The organism is Capsulimonas corticalis (assembly GCF_003574315.2).
In the GTDB taxonomy this organism is placed as follows: domain Bacteria; phylum Armatimonadota; class Armatimonadia; order Armatimonadales; family Capsulimonadaceae; genus Capsulimonas; species Capsulimonas corticalis.
Genome location: NZ_AP025739.1, coordinates 7,391,321 through 7,409,565 on the forward strand (window position 1 = coordinate 7,391,321; position 18,245 = coordinate 7,409,565).

10 protein-coding genes are annotated in these 18,245 nt (G+C 59.7%); 3 read left to right on the forward strand and 7 right to left on the reverse strand.

Going from position 1 to position 18,245, the window contains the following annotated elements:
* Positions 1-252: 252 nt before the first annotated feature.
* From D5261_RS32220 to D5261_RS32235, 4 genes are all read right to left on the reverse strand, one after another.
* Positions 253-1,152, reverse strand: a complete 900-nt coding sequence (locus tag D5261_RS32220; RefSeq protein ID WP_119321870.1) for an ABC transporter permease — start codon at positions 1,150-1,152, stop codon at positions 253-255.
* 5 nt (positions 1,153-1,157) lie between these two features.
* Positions 1,158-2,081, reverse strand: coding sequence for an ABC transporter permease (locus tag D5261_RS32225; protein ID WP_119321871.1), 924 nt, complete (start codon positions 2,079-2,081; stop codon positions 1,158-1,160).
* 8 nt (positions 2,082-2,089) lie between these two features.
* Positions 2,090-3,697 (reverse strand): peptide ABC transporter substrate-binding protein, encoded by a 1,608-nt coding sequence (locus D5261_RS32230; protein WP_165864256.1) that lies wholly within the window; start codon positions 3,695-3,697, stop codon positions 2,090-2,092.
* A gap of 127 nt (positions 3,698-3,824) precedes the next feature.
* The gene (locus tag D5261_RS32235; protein ID WP_119321873.1) at positions 3,825-4,130 is read right to left on the reverse strand and encodes a hypothetical protein; all 306 of its coding nucleotides are present in this window, start codon (positions 4,128-4,130) and stop codon (positions 3,825-3,827) included.
* A gap of 145 nt (positions 4,131-4,275) precedes the next feature.
* Here D5261_RS32235 and D5261_RS32240 point away from each other — a divergent pair, with 145 nt between their 5' ends.
* The gene (locus tag D5261_RS32240; RefSeq protein ID WP_165864257.1) at positions 4,276-5,217 is read left to right on the forward strand and encodes a DNA glycosylase; all 942 of its coding nucleotides are present in this window, start codon (positions 4,276-4,278) and stop codon (positions 5,215-5,217) included.
* 78 nt (positions 5,218-5,295) lie between these two features.
* Positions 5,296-5,991 (forward strand): hypothetical protein, encoded by a 696-nt coding sequence (locus tag D5261_RS32245; protein ID WP_119321875.1) that lies wholly within the window; start codon positions 5,296-5,298, stop codon positions 5,989-5,991.
* 128 nt (positions 5,992-6,119) lie between these two features.
* Here D5261_RS32245 and D5261_RS32250 read toward each other — a convergent pair whose 3' ends face one another.
* From D5261_RS32250 to D5261_RS32260, 3 genes are all read right to left on the reverse strand, one after another.
* Positions 6,120-10,016 carry an IPT/TIG domain-containing protein gene (locus tag D5261_RS32250; protein ID WP_301002371.1) on the reverse strand — a complete coding sequence of 1,299 codons (3,897 nt, stop codon included), beginning with the start codon at positions 10,014-10,016 and terminating at the stop codon, positions 6,120-6,122.
* 214 nt (positions 10,017-10,230) lie between these two features.
* Complete coding sequence (locus D5261_RS32255; protein WP_301002372.1) at positions 10,231-14,136, reverse strand: IPT/TIG domain-containing protein; 3,906 nt, start codon at positions 14,134-14,136, stop codon at positions 10,231-10,233.
* 257 nt (positions 14,137-14,393) lie between these two features.
* Positions 14,394-16,649: a choice-of-anchor Z repeating domain-containing protein gene (locus tag D5261_RS32260; RefSeq protein WP_119319724.1), complete on the reverse strand. Its 2,256-nt coding sequence runs from the start codon at positions 16,647-16,649 to the stop codon at positions 14,394-14,396.
* A gap of 132 nt (positions 16,650-16,781) precedes the next feature.
* On the opposite strand from D5261_RS32260, the gene cysS reads away from it, so the two are divergent.
* Positions 16,782-18,227: a cysteine--tRNA ligase gene (cysS, locus tag D5261_RS32265; RefSeq protein WP_119320269.1), complete on the forward strand. Its 1,446-nt coding sequence runs from the start codon at positions 16,782-16,784 to the stop codon at positions 18,225-18,227.
* The last annotated feature ends 18 nt before the right edge of the window (positions 18,228-18,245 follow it).

Here is an 18,245-nt window from a genome sequence, read left to right on the forward strand (position 1 = left end):
GACCCCTCCCGCCGACGGGAAGGGTTTGTAAGATGGCCTCTTACGAAAAGTGTTTGCGTTAACACGCTCTGAAATAACCCTTCCCGTCGGCGGGAGGGGTCGGCCGAAGGCCGGGGGTGGGTTTGCCAGGGAGGGGTGGCGCGAAGGCCGGGGGTAGGTAGGACTTGGAGCGTGCGAAGCGCCGGGGTGGGTTTGCCACGGGCGATTTGCCGCGGGTGGCGCGAAGCGTCGGAGTAGGATGGCGCCGGGCGATCATCCCTTACTTCGCGGGTCCAGCGCGTCCCTCAGCGCATCTCCAATAAAGTTCAAACTCAATACCGTCAGCGACAAGCATAGCGCGGGGTAGATGATCAGCGCCGGATGGGAGCGTCCGTAGCCCGACGACCAGGCGCCGCTGATCATCGATCCCCAGCTCGGCATTGGCGATTGGACGCCGATGCCCAGGAACGAAAGCGTCGATTCGGCGATGATGACGCCAGCGATGTCGATGGCGCTCGCCACCACGACGGCGGAGAGTAGGTTCGGCAGGATATGGCGCAGGATGATCTGGCGATCGGTGAGGCCGATGGCGCGGGACGCTTCGATGAATTCGCGTCCGCGCAGGGAGATCGCCTGGGCGCGGACGAGGCGCGCGAGGCCCGGCCAGCCGGTGACGCCGAGGGCTAGGAAGATGTTGCCGAGGCTCGGACCGCTCACGGCCATGATTAGCATCGCCAGAAGAATATCCGGGAAGGCGAACATGATGTCCGTGAAGCGCATCAACCACGTGTCCGTCCAGCGGCCATAATATCCGGCGATCAGGCCGACCAATCCTCCTACGAAGACAACGATCACTTCCACGCCAATTCCCACATACAACGAGATGCGCGCGCCGACGCACAATCGCGTCAGCGTGTCGTAACCGCTGTCGTCAGTGCCCAGCCAGTGCTGGGCGGACGAGCCGGCGCTGTAATCTTCCGTCGGGCGATAGTAGGTGTAGTGCGAGACCAGGGGATAGAACAGCGCCATCAGCGCGAGAAACGTGAGCCAGACCACGCCGGCGAGGGCGAGCGGGTGGCGGCGGATCGAACGCCATGCGGCCTGCGCGGGGTGAATGACGGGCGCGCCGGGACGCGGGAGTTCCTGCGCGTTGGCGATGGCGGGGGTAGTCATTGGGGTTACCCCGTCACTTTCACGCGCGGATCGAGCAGCGCATAAAGAACGTCGACGACGAGGTTGACCGTGACGAAGACCACGGCGAGCAGCAGGATCGTGCCCTGAATCAGCGTATAGTCACGCGTCGTCAGCGAGATGATCGACGCGCCGCCGACGCCCGGAACGGTGAATGTCGTTTCGACCACGAACGATCCGGAGAGCAAATATCCGAAGGAGGTCCCCGCCGCCGTCAGCACCGGCAGAAATGCATTCTTGAGCGCATAGCGCGTGAGGATTTTAAAAGGCGGAATGCCGGAGGCGCGGGCGGTGCGGATGTAGTCCTGCTGGAGCGTTTCCAGCATCGACGAGCGCGTCATGCGCGCGATCAAAGCGGCGGGACGCGCGGCGAGCACCAGCGCCGGCAGCACGAGGTTTTCCGGGTCGCCCCACCCCGCCACCGGCAGCCAGCCGAGACGAAGGGCGAAGATCAGAATCAGGACCGGGGCCAGCACGAAATTCGGCAGTGAGACGCCGATCAGCACCGAGCTCATCAGCACGCGGTCCAGGAGTTTGTTGGGTTTGAGCGCGGCGGCCACGCCCGACGGCACGCCGGCGATCAGCGCGAGCAGCAGCGCGGTGACCGCAAGCAGGGCCGTCGGCGGCAGGCCGCGCTTCAGAAAATCGGTGATCCGTTCGCCGGTAAAGTAGGAGCGGCCGAGGTCGCCGTGCAGAGCGCTCCAGAGATAGCGCTCGTAACGCACGGGGATCGGGACATCCAGGCCAAACTGATGCCGGATGCGCGCGAGCGTCGCCGGATCGGCGTGCTGCCCGGCGGCCAGCGCCGCCGGGTCGCCGGGAGAGAGCGCGGCGATGAAGAAGGTGATGGTGCAGATCGCCCATACCGACACCACCGCGAGGATGAGACGCTGAAGTAAAAATCGAGCCATGGGGAATTTTACTTTGCGAGCGTCAAATTTTTATACGGCAGGTGCCCCATCAGTCCGTCGTCGATATTTTTCACGTACGGCTTCACCAGCTCGATATCCTTTTGATAGTAAAGCGGGATCATCGGCACATCGTCCGCAACGATCCGCGCCGCCTGGCGGTAAAGCGCGTTGCGCTCCGGACCGTCGGGCATCGAGTCGGCTTTATCGCACAGCGCGTCGTAGGTCGGGTTCGAATATCCGGTATGGTTTTCGGAGCCGTGGGTCGTCAGCAGCACTGTATAGTAATCCTGCGGATCCAGATAGTCAGCCGCCCAGCGAATGTGGTAGCTGTCGAGCTGGTTCTTATGCTCCAGGTCCAGCAGCACCGTCCACTGCGTGCGCTTGCCCTGGACATCAATGCCCAGGTTATCCTTCCACATGCCCCGCAGCAGATCCACAGTCTTGTCCAGATCGGGATAAGATTCGCGGTAGGCGATGGTGATCGCCGGAAAGCCTTTGCCGCCGGGATAGCCCGCCGCCGCCAGCAGCTCGCGCGCCTTGGCGGGATCGTACGGAATGCCCTTGAACGACGGATCGGCGCCGGGAATGCCGGCGGCCAAAATATCCTCGGCCACATCCAGATTGTCGCGCAGGACGACGTGCCGGATCTTCTGCTTGTCCGTGGCGTACGCCAGCGCCTGCCGCACCCGGACATCTTTGAACGGCGCAAACGTTCCCTGATTGAGACCGATATAGTATGTCGCCGCGCGCGGCCAGAACTTGACCTGATCCTTGATGGCGGCGTTGGAGGAGTCGGAATCGAGGTCGCCCTTCTGCTCGTCCACGATGTCGATCTTGCCGCTCAGATACAGCGAGTGGCGAGTCGCGGCGTCGATCACGATCAGGCGCTCCTGACCGGCGATCTTCGGCGCGCCGCCCCAATATCCCGGATTCGCGGTAAGCGTCACCTTGGAATCCGGCGCGTAGCTCGTCAAACGAAACGGCCCGGTGCCAGCGCCCGCCGCAAGTCCCGCGTCCGTCAGCCCGGCGTCCTCTTTTGCTTCGGCTTTGGAGAGGATATAACCGGTCGGATAGGTCAGGGTATAGATCCAGTACGTCTTCGGCTTTTTGATCGTGATCGCGACCGTCAGCGGATCGATGACTTTGACGCCCGTCAGCTCCGTCGCTTTGCCGGCGAACAGCTCATCCGAGCCGACAATATCGCCGAGGTACGTGAGGGAGACGGGGGAATCGAGCTTATGGCTGAAGGCGCGCTTGAAGGAGTAGTATACGTCCTGCGCGGTCATCGGGTTGCCGTCCTGAAACTTGACGCCGTCCCGCAGATGGAAGGTGTAGGTCCGTCCGTCCTTGCTGACATCCCAGCTCTTCGCGAGCGCCCCCGTGACCTTGTTCTCGGGAGTCCATTGCACCAAGCCCTCGGAGACCTGCTGGAGCATATCGATCGTGGTGCCGTCCTCCACCATGATCGGGTCAAACGTTGTCGGGCTTGCGGTCATCGCAATGTGAAAGATGTTGTCGGAGGGAGCTTTTTCGGCGCCGTCTTTATGGCCGCAGCCGGCAAAGACAGCGAGACTGGGAAGCAGCGCGAGAGCGGCGAGGCGAGGACGCGAAATCAAAGGCGTGTCTCCTGGTTTGGGGAACAGATGATGCCAAATTATACCATAACACTCAGACAAATGGCCCGCAGGCGGCTGCCTGCGGACCGGGATTGTCGCCCCCATTGCCTGACAACGGGGTACGGGTTTAGTGGGTGGTGTGCTTGATCGCGGCGCGCGTGGCGAGACCGGCGGCGAGGCCCGTCATCGTGGGGTGCTTCTCGGCGAAGCTCAGCTTCTGGTGGCGGCGCTTCTTGTTCGCCGCCGAAACCTTGAGCGCGTGATGCACGCCGACGCCCGCGACAAATCCCGTGGCCGTGGGATGGCGCTGAACGATGTTCGGATGCGCGGCGTCCGCGAGGCTCGGAACCACCGAAGCCATTGTCAAGCCGATGGAAAATATCATGAAGGAAGCGGCGGCCTTGAGGCCCTTACCGTGCGTTTGAGAAATCATGGATCGTTTGCCCTCGGAATCAAAATTACCGCAACACTGCGTGACGGTTAATGATACAAGCGAACCACACGCGCAATTGGTTTCCAGACGGCCCGCTTCTTTTCCCGATTTGACAAACACCCGTGCGATCTGCAAAAATCCCGCCATGCAAGTTACCGATCTTTGTTCCACGGACGATCTTGACGTCGAACACACCGTGATCTGCGGCCAGACGTTCCGGTGGCGTCAGGACGCCGACCGATGGTGGTCCTGCCTCCTCACCGAAAGCGTCACCCGGCGTCCGTTTCTCGTTCGCCTGCACTCGGAAAACGGCCGAGTGCTCTGTCAGACCGATCCAGAAAATCTTCCCTTCGTCCGCAGCTATTTGCGCCTTGAGGTCGATCTTGTTGCATTGTCCCAAGAGTTTCTCGCCGCCGACCCAAATATCGCGCCCGCCGTCGCCGCCTTTCCTGGCCTGCGCGTGCTGCGTCAGGACCCCGTCGAATGTCTCTTTTCCTTCCTTTGCGCCTCCGCGGCGCCGCTGCACCGGATCCGCAAGGGCATCGACGGCCTATGCCGCATGCTCGGTGAACGCTATGACGATCCCTTGAGTGAACCGCGCTTCGCCTTCCCATCCGTGGAGCAAATCGCCGAAACCGACCTCGCCGACTTGCAGTCTCTCGGCGTGGGATACCGCGCTCGTTATCTCCAAACCTCCGCGCGTCAGATTCTGGCGAACGGCGGCGCGCCCTGGCTGCTGTCCCTACGCGACGCCTCATATGAAGACGCCAAAGCCGCCCTGCTTCCCCTGACCGGCATCGGCGAAAAGGTCGCCGATTGCATCGTCCTGTTCTGTATGGACAAAGACAACGCGATCCCTGTCGACACTCACATTCGGCAGATCGTCGAGCGCCACTACCTGATCGGCCGCATGCCGCGCTCACTGACAAAAAACGGCTACGCACTGATAGGCGACACCTTGCGAAATCGGTTTGGCCCGATGGCCGGCTGGGCGCAGCAATATCTCTTCTACGCGGACACATTTGAGAAAAAAGCGTGGGGAGCGTATGAAGCTCAGTACAGAGCGACAGAAGTTCTTAATTTGTAGCTTGCGAACGCATCGAGCGCAACAGACGGTACAATATGTGCGCCAGCAAATTGTAACCCTGGGGAGATACGTACGCCCATGCATCGCCGCTACTCTCTGTTCGCCGCACTGACGACATCGTTCGGTCTAATCCTCGGATCGCCGGCGATTGCCTCCACCACTATCAACGACGGCGCCCCCACTGGGTTCTGGAATCGATTAGGGCCAACCGTGTTTGGGACGGTCTTCACCACCCCGACCCACGATACGGTTTTATCCGACTATACCGTTTACGCCAACACGATTCCGTTTCAAGCGGGATATCAAGTCCGCACCGACATCTTCGCATGGAGCGGGACCTCGGCCACCGGGCCGCTTCTGTTTCAGAGCGGCGTTTTCACCGTACCGCCTTCATTTTCGCTGGAGTTTCCCCAAAATTACATCGACTTGAAAGCGAATACGGGGGGCCTGACTCTGGTTGCGGGGCAGCAATATATTGCGTTGGCGAGCACCGGACCCGATCTTTCTCCGGATGTCTATGGTGGCTTTGGGGTGAGCTCGACGACGCCCTACTCTCCGAATAATTACGGAGTTTACGCCTTATATAACCCCGGAAACACAATCGCCGGCATTGTCGATAACAACGCGTGGCAGCAACTCCCAAGCACTCCAGCTTTTCTGGCGCATTTCAACGCGCCCGCCGTGCCGGAACCGTCAGGGCTCGCCGCAATCGCCGCAAGCTTCTTATTACTGGGCGCCATGACGGGGCGCGCTCGTTTCAAGCGACGCCTCTAACCGAATCGTTCTCCTCAGGAGGAGCGAAACTGCGGCTGCGGATTCCCAGGAGAAACGCAATAAAACGGGCGGCGTTGGTCTTCATTCAAAGACCAACGCCGCCCGTTTTTGTCGTGTTGATGGACGATCTATGGAGCGGGCGTCACCGTGATACGCACCGCGCCCGAGTAGTTCGAATATCCCGTGTTGACCACACGAGTGAAGTACGAACCTGCCGCCGACGAGACCGCGCTGGGAAGAACCACCGTCAGCTGCGTCGAAGAGACGATCGTCGGCGTCACCGTGTACGTGTCATTGACCGTCACCACCGAGCTCGCCTCGAAGTTCGAGCCCGTGTAAGTCAGCGTCACCGTCGAGCCAGACACGATCGAGCTGGGAGAAACGCTCGTCAGCACCGGGCGAGACGCCACCGACAGAACGGAGGCGCCGGAAGGACCGCCTTCCGAGGTGATGTTCACCACACGCACCGAAACATCGCCCGGAGAAGCAAGCGCCGACGGAGGAACGGGAACCACGATCCGAGTCGACGTCACCGACGAGGGAGCCACATTCGCCCCCCCGTTGAAAGAGACCGCCGAATTGTTCGTGAAGCCCGTCCCGTAAACGTACAGCGAGAGGCTCGAAAGACCCGCAGGAACGCGTGTCGGGTTCAGGCTCGTGATCGTCGGAGCCGGAACCGTCGCCGAAACCACGCTGAAGCGCATCGTTCCCGATGTGTTGGCGTAGCCCGTGTTGACCACACGCGCAAAGTACGAACCCACCGTCGAAGAAACCGCGCTGGGAAGAACCAACGTCAGCTTCGTCGAGGAGACCACCGTCGGCGTCACCGTGTACGTATCATTGACCGTCACCACCGAGCTTGGCTCGAAGTTGGCGCCCGTCAAGGTCAGCGTCACCGTCGCCGCGGCGGGAACGGCGGTCGGCGCGATGCTGGTGAGCACCGGACGGGCCGCGATCGAGAGTGTCGACGGGGCCGAGGAGCCCCCATCCGCTACGGAGTTGACCACCCGCACCGCCACATCCCCGACATTAGCCAGGACCGAGGCGGGAACCGAGACGATGATCCGATTGGACAGCATCGAGCTCGGCGTTACCGGAGCGCCGCCGTTGAACGTCACCTGCGAACTGCTCGTGAAGTTCGAGCCGTACACGTAGAGCGTCTGGCTGGCAAGGCCCGCCGGGATGCGGCTGGGCGAGAGGCTCGTGATGGCGGGAACCGGGGTGACCACCGTGTAGCGCGCGGGGTTCGAGTAGTTGTTCGTCCCGACATTGACCAGGCGCAGGAAGTACGCGCCCACGGTCCCGGTCAAAGAGGAGGGAACCAGCGCCGTCGCCTGGGTTGCGGAGATCACGTTGGCGGGCACGGAGGCGGTGTCGTTGAAGGTGACGCTCGCTCCGGGGTAGAAGTTGGTTCCCGTGAGCGTGATCAGGGTGTTGGACGAGTCCTTCTTGAGCACCGAGGGCGAGAGCAGGGTCAGGGTGGGATGGCCGACCACGGTCAGCGTCAGCGCCGAAGTCGATCCGCCCGCTCCCGGCGCGTTGACCACGACGACCTGGGCGGTTCCGGGAGCCTGGGCGATGGGCAGAGGAACGGGTACGACGATCTGCGTGGGCGTGACGGAAGTGGGAGAGACCGGATCGCCGCTGCTGAAGGTGACCTTGGAGTTGTCCACGAAGTTGTGGCCGTTGATGGTGATCGAGAACCCGGATGCGGAGACGTTGGCGATCGCGGGGCTCAGGCTGGCGATGGTCGGGGAGAGAACCTGGAAGTTCAGCGCGCTCGACACGTCACCAGCTCCGGGGTTCACAACTTTGACGCTGTAGGTTCCCAGTGTGGAAAGTACATTTGCGGGAACGGCCACCGTCATCTGCGTGGGCGTGACGGAGGTAGGAACGGCGGCGCTGGCTCCGTTGAAGGTGACGGTCGCGTCTGGATTGAAGCCGGTTCCTTTGAGCGTCAGTGCGAGCGTGGAGGCTCCGACACCCGTCGAGTTTGGCGTGAGCGATGTGAGCGTGGGAACGCCGGCGACATCGAGCGTGGAGGCAGGCGAGGTTCCACCCGGTGTGGCGGTATTGACGACGGTGACCGCGACAGATCCCGCCTGGGCCAGGAGCGCATCAGGCACGGGCACACTGATCGTGGTGGGCGTGACGGAGGTCGGAGTCACGGGGGTTCCGCCGTTGAAAGCGACCTTGGAGTTGCTTTCGAAGCTGGTTCCGGTGATCGAGAGCGTCAGACCGGTTGTCCCCGGCGCGACCGAGTTAGGACTGAGCGTGATGATCGAGGGCGTCGCAACGATAAAGGAGCTGGGGCTGCTGTCGGAAGCCTGGTTAGTATCATGCACCCGAACAGCGTAGATCCCAGTCGCGCTGACCACGGAAGCTGGAACGGCGACCGTGATCTGTGTTGTGGTGACGGAAATCGGCGTGACGGGCGCTCCTCCGTTAAAGGCAACGGTCGCTGTAGGCAGGAAGTAATCACCGGTGAGCGTCAATACGGCGCTGGGAGTGCCAATCGCTACCGTGGACGGCGAGACAGTCGTGAGCAGTGGGTACGGCGGGAAGGGATAAGCCTTCTTATTGGAAACGCCGTTCGCGCTCACATAAAGACTGTACTTTCCGGCGGGTAAACTCGACGGCGCTTGGAACTTGCAGGTTTCCGGCGCGCTTCCCGTCCAAATCGCTCGCGTACTGAAATCGTAGCTGCGGCAGAAATAGATGTTGTTCGACGCATCCTTCAGATAAACGATCGGATAGTTCGTCGAGTTCATAAAGTCGTCGCCGTAACTCGACCCAAACGAACGGCCAGTGATCTGCGTACCGGTCAGCGTGTAGGAGCCGTCGTTGTTGCGGGTTACCGAGCTAACGGTGGGGCGCCAGGAGTCATCCGGCCCCGTTCCTGCCTGCGGCGTATACACGGCGAGGTCGCCGCCGGACGTGTACAAAATCTGCCCCGTCGGAAGCTCCAGCAAACGTGTTCCGAACGCCACCCCCGATTTTCCTGCCGGAGGATCGGGAAGAAGGGTGAAGGTATTCGCCGTCGCATCGTATTCGAAGCATGTCCCGGGGCCGAAGATGTCGTTACTGGGTGTCTTTGAAGCGACCAGCAGCACCTTGCCATTGGTTTCAATCGCGGCGGGAGTATCGCCGGCGGTATAGCCAGCCGGATATGGCGCCGATGGGCTCCACGATCCGATGCCGTTCAATGTGGTGGGCGGATTGAACAAAGCGGTGGGACCGTTGTCGCTGGTGCACCAGACCTGACCATTCTGCAAATAGATGAAAGGCCCCTCTTCTCCGCCAAACTGGGGCGTAGACATCGTGATGGGGCAGACGGCAGTATCGATCCACTGTCCTGTTGAAGGGATATAGCGCTCGCCGGGATTGTGAAGACAATCGAAGACGGTGCCGTCCGCCAGTGTCTGCCAGGTTTCCTCGTCTCCTGAGCCCGCGTTCAACGTGCCGGTCTGGCTCCAGGTATTGGTCGCGACATCGTAAATCTGTGTATTGCCGTTCGCGCGAGTGCTGACGAGCGGTCGCCCATCGTTGAGCAGTGCTGCGCCGGTGTCGCCAATATCGCCGAAAAGGCCATTGGGCTCCTGTGTCCATGTATTCGCGATCGGATCGTAGATCTGAACGTGATTATTTCTCTCGGCCTGACCATCCGGGAACGAGACGTATTCACCGCCCGCCATCCAGAAGCGGCCGTCGCTCAAAATAAACGCGGGGTAGTAGAGCGCGCTCCAGGGGCTGTGGGCGAGAGCCGTCCACGTTCCCTTGGTGTAGTCGCCTTTGGCGTCGGGCGTATATCGAAACCAGTCCGAGCCGGGAGAGCCATCGACAAGGACGCTGCCGTCCGTCAGCAGATAAAAACCGGTGATGCCTTCGTTCGGAAGCGGCGGACAAGCCGCCCAGGTTCCGATCGCATGGGCGGACGGCGCGCTCGCCAAGCCGGCAAGGCATGTGACGCCGATGGCGCATAGCGCGCGAGTCAGCAGAGAAAGAGAGTGCTTCGTTCTTTTCATCGCGAGTCCTTCCGATGGCGCAAATTTGAATGCTCCATCATAAACAAGAACTCGCAAATTTATATCAATATGAAAATCATTTATTTACAGATTCGTTTTGGTATTTATTGTCAGTGATTTTGGTCTTTTTGTTAACGTAAAAAAGCGGCGTCCATGCTTCTTTGTGAAGCATGGACGCCGCCAATCCGCAAGTGGCTGAAGATGTGACAGGACCTTACGGAGCAGGCGTCACCGTGATACGCACCGCGCCGGAGTAGTTCGAGTACCCTGTGTTGACCACACGAGTAAAGTACGAACCCGCCGCCGACGAGACCGCGCTGGGAAGAACCACCGTCAGCTGCGTCGAAGAGATGATCGTCGGCGTCACCGTGTACGTATCGTTCACCGTCACCACCGAGCTCGCCTCGAAGTTCGAGCCCGTGTAAGTCAGCGTCACCGTCGAGCCAGACACGATCGAGCTGGGAGAAACGCTCGTCAGCACCGGGCGAGACGCCACCGACAGAACGGAGGCGCCGGAAGGACCGCCTTCCGAGGTGATGTTCACCACACGCACCGAAACGTCGCCCGCAGAAGCAAGCGCCGACGGAGGAACGGGAACCACGATCCGAGTCGACGTCACCGACGAGGGAGCCACATTCGCCCCCCCGTTGAATGAGACCGCCGAATTGTTCGTGAAGCCCGTCCCGTAAACGTACAGCGAGAGGCTCGAAAGACCCGCAGGAACGCGTGTCGGGTTCAGGCTCGTGATCGTCGGAGCCGGAACCGTCGCCGAAACCACGCTGAAGCGCATCGTTCCCGATGTGTTGGCGTAGCCCGTGTTGACCACACGCGCAAAGTACGAACCCACCGTCGAAGAAACCGCGCTGGGAAGAACCAACGTCAGCTTCGTCGAGGAGACCACCGTCGGCGTCACCGTGTACGTATCATTGACCGTCACCACCGAGCTTGGCTCGAAGTTGGCGCCCGTCAAGGTCAGCGTCACCGTCGCCGCGGCGGGAACGGCGGTCGGCGCGATGCTGGTGAGCACCGGACGGGCCGCGATCGAGAGTGTCGACGGGGCCGAGGAGCCCCCATCCGCTACGGAGTTGACCACCCGCACCGCCACATCCCCGACATTAGCCAGGACCGAGGCGGGAACCGAGACGATGATCCGATTGGACAGCATCGAGCTCGGCGTTACCGGAGCGCCGCCGTTGAACGTCACCTGCGAACTGCTCGTGAAGTTCGAGCCGTACACGTAGAGCGTCTGGCTGGCAAGGCCCGCCGGGATGCGGCTGGGCGAGAGGCTCGTGATGGCGGGAACCGGGGTGACCACCGTGTAGCGCGCGGGGTTCGAGTAGTTGTTCGTCCCGACATTGACCAGGCGCAGGAAGTACGCGCCCACGGTCCCGGTCAAAGAGGAGGGAACCAGCGCCGTCGCCTGGGTTGCGGAGATCACGTTGGCGGGCACGGAGGCGGTGTCGTTGAAGGTGACGCTCGCTCCGGGGTAGAAGTTGGTTCCCGTGAGCGTGATCAGGGTGTTGGACGAGTCCTTCTTGAGCACCGAGGGCGAGAGCAGGGTCAGGGTGGGATGGCCGACCACGGTCAGCGTCAGCGCCGAAGTCGATCCGCCCGCTCCCGGCGCGTTGACCACGACGACCTGGGCGGTTCCGGGAGCCTGGGCGATGGGCAGAGGAACGGGTACGACGATCTGCGTGGGCGTGACGGAAGTGGGAGAGACCGGATCGCCGCTGCTGAAGGTGACCTTGGAGTTGTCCACGAAGTTGTGGCCGTTGATGGTGATCGAGAACCCGGATGCGGAGACATTGGCGATCGCGGGGCTCAGGCTGGCGATGGTCGGGGAGAGAACCTGGAAGTTCAGCGCGCTCGACACGTCACCGGCTCCGGGGTTCACAACTTTGACGCTGTAGGTTCCCAGTGTGGAAAGTACATTTGCGGGAACGGCCACCGTCATCTGCGTGGTCGTTGCCGACGTGGGAAAATAGTTGGCGTCATTGAAGGATACTAATGCGGACGGGCTGAAGCCGGATCCCTTCAGAGTAAGTGTGACACTGGAGGCTCCAACTCCTGTCGAGCTCGGTGTAATCGACGTGAGCGTGGGGACGCCGGCGACATAGAGCATTCCAGGAGGCGATGTTCCGCCTGGCGTGGCGGTATTGACGACGGTGACCGCAACGGTTGCAGCCTGCGTCAGGAGCGCGTCAGGCACGGAGACGCTGATCGTGGTGGGCGTGACAGAGGTCGGAGTCACAGGGGTTCCGCCGTTGAAGGCCACCTTGGAATTGCTTTCGAAGCTGGTTCCAGCAATCGTGATCGACAATCCCGTGGTGCCGGGCGCAACCACATTCGGGACAATGCCGGTAATTGAGGGCGTTGCGACGATAAAGGAGCTGGGGCTGCTGTCGGAAGCCTGGTTAGTGTCGTGCACCCGAACGGCGTAAATCCCGGTGGTGTTGATAACCGAGGAAGGAACGGCGACCGTGATCTGCGTTGTAGTGACGGAAATCGGCGTGACCGGCGCTCCGCCATTAAACGTGACTGTGGCCGTGGGCAGGAAGAAATCACCGGTGAGCGTCAATACGGCGCTGGGAGTTCCAATCGCCACCGTGGACGGCGAGACAGTCGTGAGCAGCGGCGCGGGCGGGAAGGGATAAGCCTTCTTGGTCGAAACGCCGTTGACGCTCAAATACAGATCGTATTTTCCGGCCGGCAATCCATTAGGAACCTGGAATTTACAGGTTTCCGGGGTGCTTCCTGTCCAGATGGCGCGTGTGCTGAAATCGCTGGTGCGGCAGAAGTAGACGTTGTTCGATGCATCCTTGAGGTAGACGATCGGGAAGTTCGTCGAGTTAAAGAAGTCGTCTCCGTAATTGGCCCCAAATGACCGTCCGGTGATCTGAGTACCGGTCAACGTGTAGGAGCCGTCGTTGTTGCGGGTTACCGAGCTAACGGTGGGGCGCCAGGAGTCGTCCGGGCCTGTTCCGGCTTCCGGAGTATACACAGCAAGGTCGCCGCCGGAGGTGTACAAAATCTGTCCGGTCGGCAGTTCCAGCAGGCGCGTCGTAAACGCCTGTCCGGCTCGGCCAGCCGGCGGATTGGGAATAATCGTATAGGCATTCGTCGCAGGGTCGTATTCGTAATAATTCCCTGGTCCGAATATGTCCGTGCCCTGAACGTCGGAACCGACCAGCAGCACCTTGCCATTGGTTTCAATCGCGGCGGGAGTATCACCGGCGGTATCTCCCGCCGGGTATGTCGCCGCCTGGCTCCAGGAGCCGAGGCCATTCATGGTCGAGGGCGGATTGAAAAGAGCGGTGGGACCGTTGTCGCTGGCGCACCAGAGCTGCCCATTCTGCAGATACGTGATCGGCCCCTGTTCGGCGCCGAAGGCATTCGTGGAAATGGCGATCGGGCAATCCGCGGAAGGGATCCATTGCCCGGTTGCGGGGTTATAACGCTCGGCCGGATTCGAGCGGCAGTCGAAGACAGTGCCGTCGGCCAGCGTCTGCCAGGTCGACTCGTCGCCGTTGCCGCGAAGACTGTTGCCCGTCTGCGTCCAAGTATTGGTGTCCAGATTATAAATTTGGTTGAGCACATCGAAGCGATAGCTGACCATTGGACGGCCGTCGTTCAGCAGAACAGCCGCAGTGTCGCCGATATCGCCGAAAAGGCCATTGGGCTCTTGTGTCCACGTATTTGCAATCGGATCGAAGATCTGAACGTGGTTATTTCTCTCTGCCTGACCGTCAGGAAAAGTAACATACTCGCCGCCCGCCATCCAGAAACGGCCGTCGTTCAGCGTGAAAGACACAAAATAAAGCGCTCCCCAAGGGCTGTCGGCGAGATTCGACCATGTCCCCTTGGTGTAGTCGCCTTTGGCGTCGGGAGTGTATTTGTACCAATGTAGTCCGCCGACACCAGAGCCATAACCGCTGGCGAGAACTGTTCCGTCGGTTAGCAAAAAAATGCCCGAAAGGTCCTCACCTTGATGCGCCGGACAGGACTGCCAGGTCCCGATGGCATGGGCTTGAGGCGACACCGCCACTCCGGCGAGGCATGTGACGCCGATGGCGCATAGCGCGCGGGCCGCCAGTGAAAAATTGCGTTTGTTCCGTATCATCGCGTGTCCTTCCAAAAATTTAACATTGGCCCATCTACCATAGTCGAGTTGCATCAAATATCAATCAAAGGATCCTGAAATTATCATATGCAAATTTTGGAATCATTATATTGTGCTCATTAATTATTACACAGGTTTTTGCAGCGACGACATTTACCAGTCAACAACTTGACGAAGAAAAGCGTCATTTTCTCAGAGTGAGAAAATGACGCCTTGCAAGAATGACATATCAGAACTCAATCAGACATGTTTGTCTCTTATGGAGCCGCGGACACTGTCAGGCGCTGCGGATTCGAGAAGTTCGCGTATCCTGGGTTGACCACGCGCACAAAGTACGCCCCCGCCACGGATGCAACCCCGGTCGGCAGCACGGCGGTCAGCTTGGTCGCCGAAAGCACGGTGGGCGTCACTGTGATATTGTCGTTGATGGTGACGACTGAGCCAGGCTCGAAGTGAGCGCCGGTGAACGTGATGGTCACCTCCCCTGCCCCGCTCGCTGGGACCTTATTGGGAGTGATGCTCGTGAGAATGGGCCGGGCCGCGATCGAGAGCACCGACGGCGCGGACGTCCCGCCATCCGCGAACGAGTTGACAACGCGCACCGGAATATTTCCAGACGCTGCCAGCAAAGCGCTGGGAACAGGAACCACGATTCGGCCAGGCAAGATCGATGTCGGCGTCACGGGGGCGCCCCCGTTGAACGAGACCTGGGATGCGCCGGTAAAGCCTGCTCCATAAACATAGAGCGAGAAGCTTGCTAATCCGGCGGGAATCCGATTCGGGTTCAGGCTGGCAATCACCGGCGGCGCCTTCGCGACGAGGAACCGAACCGGCGCGGACGCGTTGTTCCAGCCAGGATTGACGACGCGCGCAAAATAGGAACCTGATGTATTGGCGATATTCTGCGGCAGAGCCACCGTCAGCTTGCTGGAAGATAGGACAGTCGGGGTGACGGTGTAGGAGTCATTGATGGTCACCACGGCGCCGGGGTCAAAATTTGTTCCCGTAAATGTCAGTTTGACGTTTGCCGCCCCAGGATCGACCCGATCGGGCGTGACGGAGGTGATCGCCGCACGCGGCGCCGCAACATTGAAATACAGCGCGCCGGAGGAGCCACCGCCGGGAGCGGGCGTAACAACCTTAACCGCCACGATCCCCACATGCGCCATCAACGCCGCAGGAACAGTCACCGTCATCTGCGTCGCCGAAACATACTGCGACGACGGCTGCGCAACGCCGTTCAGCGAAACGAAGCTGTCGTTATCAAAATTTGTCCCCGTGATCGTCAGAGTGACATCCGAGCTCCCCGGCGCCGCCCGGTCCGGCGTCAGGCCGGCGGCCTGCGGCGCCGGCGCGGCGATGGGTTTCATCAAATATGTTCGATATTGCCCATTGAGGAATCCGCTTCCCAATATGACTCCACTGTCGTTGAGCGCCAGAGCATCCTGCAAAACCCATCCGCTTCCAGCTGGAATCAGATCATTAAGATCATTAATTTTTCCATTTTTCCAAAGGAACGGTTTTTCAACCGCCGGAGAATCCGATGAGTAAGTTCGACCGATAACCCAGCCTATATTGTTCAAACAAGTCTCGGAGATAGTCGTTTGCCCTGCAAGATTCCCAATTGCGACAAAATCACTATTCTGAAGCAAGTAGAGATCCTTCTTCCCAGGCGGGAACACTTCCAGCAAAATTTGACTATTGTCATTAATTTTTGACGGAATATACCGCAGTCCTTGGAAATCCGGCAACATCGTAGGGAGCCCATTTCGCCAAAGAACAGGCAAGCGCCCGTTCGCTCCAAGCGCATAGCCGACAATATCACCGTGAGAATTAATGTCATAAGCAGCAGATACATCGTCATAGGAGGGCGGCATCGTATCTACCACACCTGGAAAGTTAGGCAACTGGGTTAAGAGGCCATTTTTCCAGATAAATGCGACATTGTGATATGTTGAGCTGCTTTGCTCGTATCCATAGCCGACAATCGTACCGGCGTCATTTATTGCCAGTCCCCACATTACAGGAAAGCCATTGAGTTTCCCAATATCAGTATTGGCGCCTGTTTTGGTGTCAACCAACAGGCTGGACATGGTGAACGGGTCAGTCTGAGTGGTGCTTGCATCGACAGCTTGATCGTTAATATTCAATTCTGAGAGATTGCCGTACTGGAGCGGACCAGGCGGCAAAGCTGTCAGCGGAGAAATCGATCCATTATGGAAGATTGCCTTACCATCGTAGCTGTTGATGCTAAAAAAACCAATGATGTCGCCCGCATTATTGATCGCTTCGGGATTGACAAAGTTCGCGCCAGTTGTGATCCGCAGATCTTCAATAACAAAAGAGTGAGCAAAAAGGGGAGAAACCGCGAGCAACGTAACAAGGCTAATAGTTCCACGAGAGACTAACGCTCTCATGGCTCTAGAAGAGATGGCAGTCGGACTTTGAAGTCTAAACATTGAAAGCGAAATCCTTACGTCAAGAGGAGAGACTTTTCGAAGCACAGCAAACATTAGTATGACACACAGCTCCGAATTCCTTTGTCGGTGGTGTTTTAAAGCGAGTCGTTTAAGACGCAGCCTCGAAATACGGGCAAAATGGCGGCGGCGGACCTCCGCCCGTTCGCAATATGCTATAATAACGCCATGTCACCTTTGGTTTTGTTCAACACGCTGTCACGCAGCAAAGAGGAGTTCGTTCCGTCCGATCCAGCGCTGGTCCGGATGTACTGCTGCGGCCCGACGGTGTACAATTACGCGCACATCGGGAATCTGCGCACCTATATCTTTGAAGACTTGCTGCATCGTATTCTGCTGCTCAACGGTTACAACGTCAAGCATGTCATGAACATTACCGATGTCGGCCATATGACATCGGATGGCGACGCCGGCGAAGATAAGATGGCGAAGGCGGCGGAGCGGGAGCAGAAATCACCGTGGGAGCTGGCGCGCTTCTACGAAGACGCCTTCTTCCATGACTGCGCGCGGCTCAATATTATTCGGCCCGATGTCGCGCCGCGCGCGACCGAGCATGTCGCGCAGATGATCACACTGATCCAGCAGCTGGAGGAGAAGGGTTACACCTACGAAACTCCGGAAGGCATTTACTTCGACACCGCCAAGGACGAAGACTACGGCAAGCTTGCGGGATTGAATCTGGCGGGTCAGCGGGAAGGAGCGCGCGAGGATGTCAATGTGGACACCAACAAGCGCCACCCCGCCGACTTTATTCTCTGGTTCACCAATAAACCGACCCATATTATGAAGTGGGACTCGCCCTGGGGCACGGGATACCCGGGCTGGCACATCGAGTGCTCGGCGATGAGCATGGAGTATCTGGGCGAGACGCTCGACATCCACTGCGGCGGCATCGACCATATCCCCGTGCATAATACGAATGAGATCGCACAGAGCGAGTGCGCCACGGACCATGTCTTCGCGCGCTACTGGGTCCACGGCGCGTTCCTAACGGTTGGCGGCGGCGCCGTTACCGGCCGCACCGCCGATAAAATGGCGAAGGACGATATTGGCAAAATGTCGAAGAGCGGGAATAACTTTCTGACGGTTCAGAAGTTGATCGACGATGGTTTCGACCCCCTCGCCTATCGCTATCTCTGCTTGATGGCCCACTACCGCTCCGAGCTCACTTACTCTCCGGAATCACTCGGCGCGGCGACCACGGCTTTGAGTAAAGTTTGGGAGCTGAAGGCCCGGCAGGACGGCGGCAAGAACGACGGGCTGTCCGACGCCGAATACGCCGAGGCGCGCGCGCTGGTGATCGCCGCGCTGAACGACGATCTGAACTTGCCGCGCGCCGTCGCCGCGCTCCAGGGCGCGAAATCCTATCGCCTCTGGCTGGAGTTTGATTCTGTGCTCGGTCTCGATATCGAAAAGCGTTCTCGGGAAGCGGAGCCCAAGCCGGGAGCCGTGGACCTTCCGGAAGAAGTCGCGGCGCTGATGTCCGAGCGGGACGCCGCGCGCAGCGCCAGAAACTATGCGGCCTCGGACACGCTGCGCGCGCAGATCGAAGCGTTGGGGTACACGGTGATGGACTCGCCGGGCGGAACCATCGTGCAGAAGAACCTGCTGTAATTCGGTCTCAGCGTCAAA

Coding starts and splice junctions, on each gene's coding strand:
- D5261_RS32220 (WP_119321870.1), bottom strand. CDS start 1,152: ATGACTACCCCCGCCATCGCCAACGCGCAGGAACTCCCGCGTCCCGGC.
- D5261_RS32225 (WP_119321871.1), bottom strand. CDS start 2,081: ATGGCTCGATTTTTACTTCAGCGTCTCATCCTCGCGGTGGTGTCGGTA.
- D5261_RS32235 (WP_119321873.1), bottom strand. CDS start 4,130: ATGATTTCTCAAACGCACGGTAAGGGCCTCAAGGCCGCCGCTTCCTTC.
- D5261_RS32240 (WP_165864257.1), top strand. CDS start 4,276: ATGCAAGTTACCGATCTTTGTTCCACGGACGATCTTGACGTCGAACAC.
- D5261_RS32245 (WP_119321875.1), top strand. CDS start 5,296: ATGCATCGCCGCTACTCTCTGTTCGCCGCACTGACGACATCGTTCGGT.
- D5261_RS32250 (WP_301002371.1), bottom strand. CDS start 10,016: ATGAAAAGAACGAAGCACTCTCTTTCTCTGCTGACTCGCGCGCTATGC.
- D5261_RS32255 (WP_301002372.1), bottom strand. CDS start 14,136: ATGATACGGAACAAACGCAATTTTTCACTGGCGGCCCGCGCGCTATGC.
- D5261_RS32260 (WP_119319724.1), bottom strand. CDS start 16,649: ATGTTTGCTGTGCTTCGAAAAGTCTCTCCTCTTGACGTAAGGATTTCG.
- cysS (WP_119320269.1), top strand. CDS start 16,782: ATGTCACCTTTGGTTTTGTTCAACACGCTGTCACGCAGCAAAGAGGAG.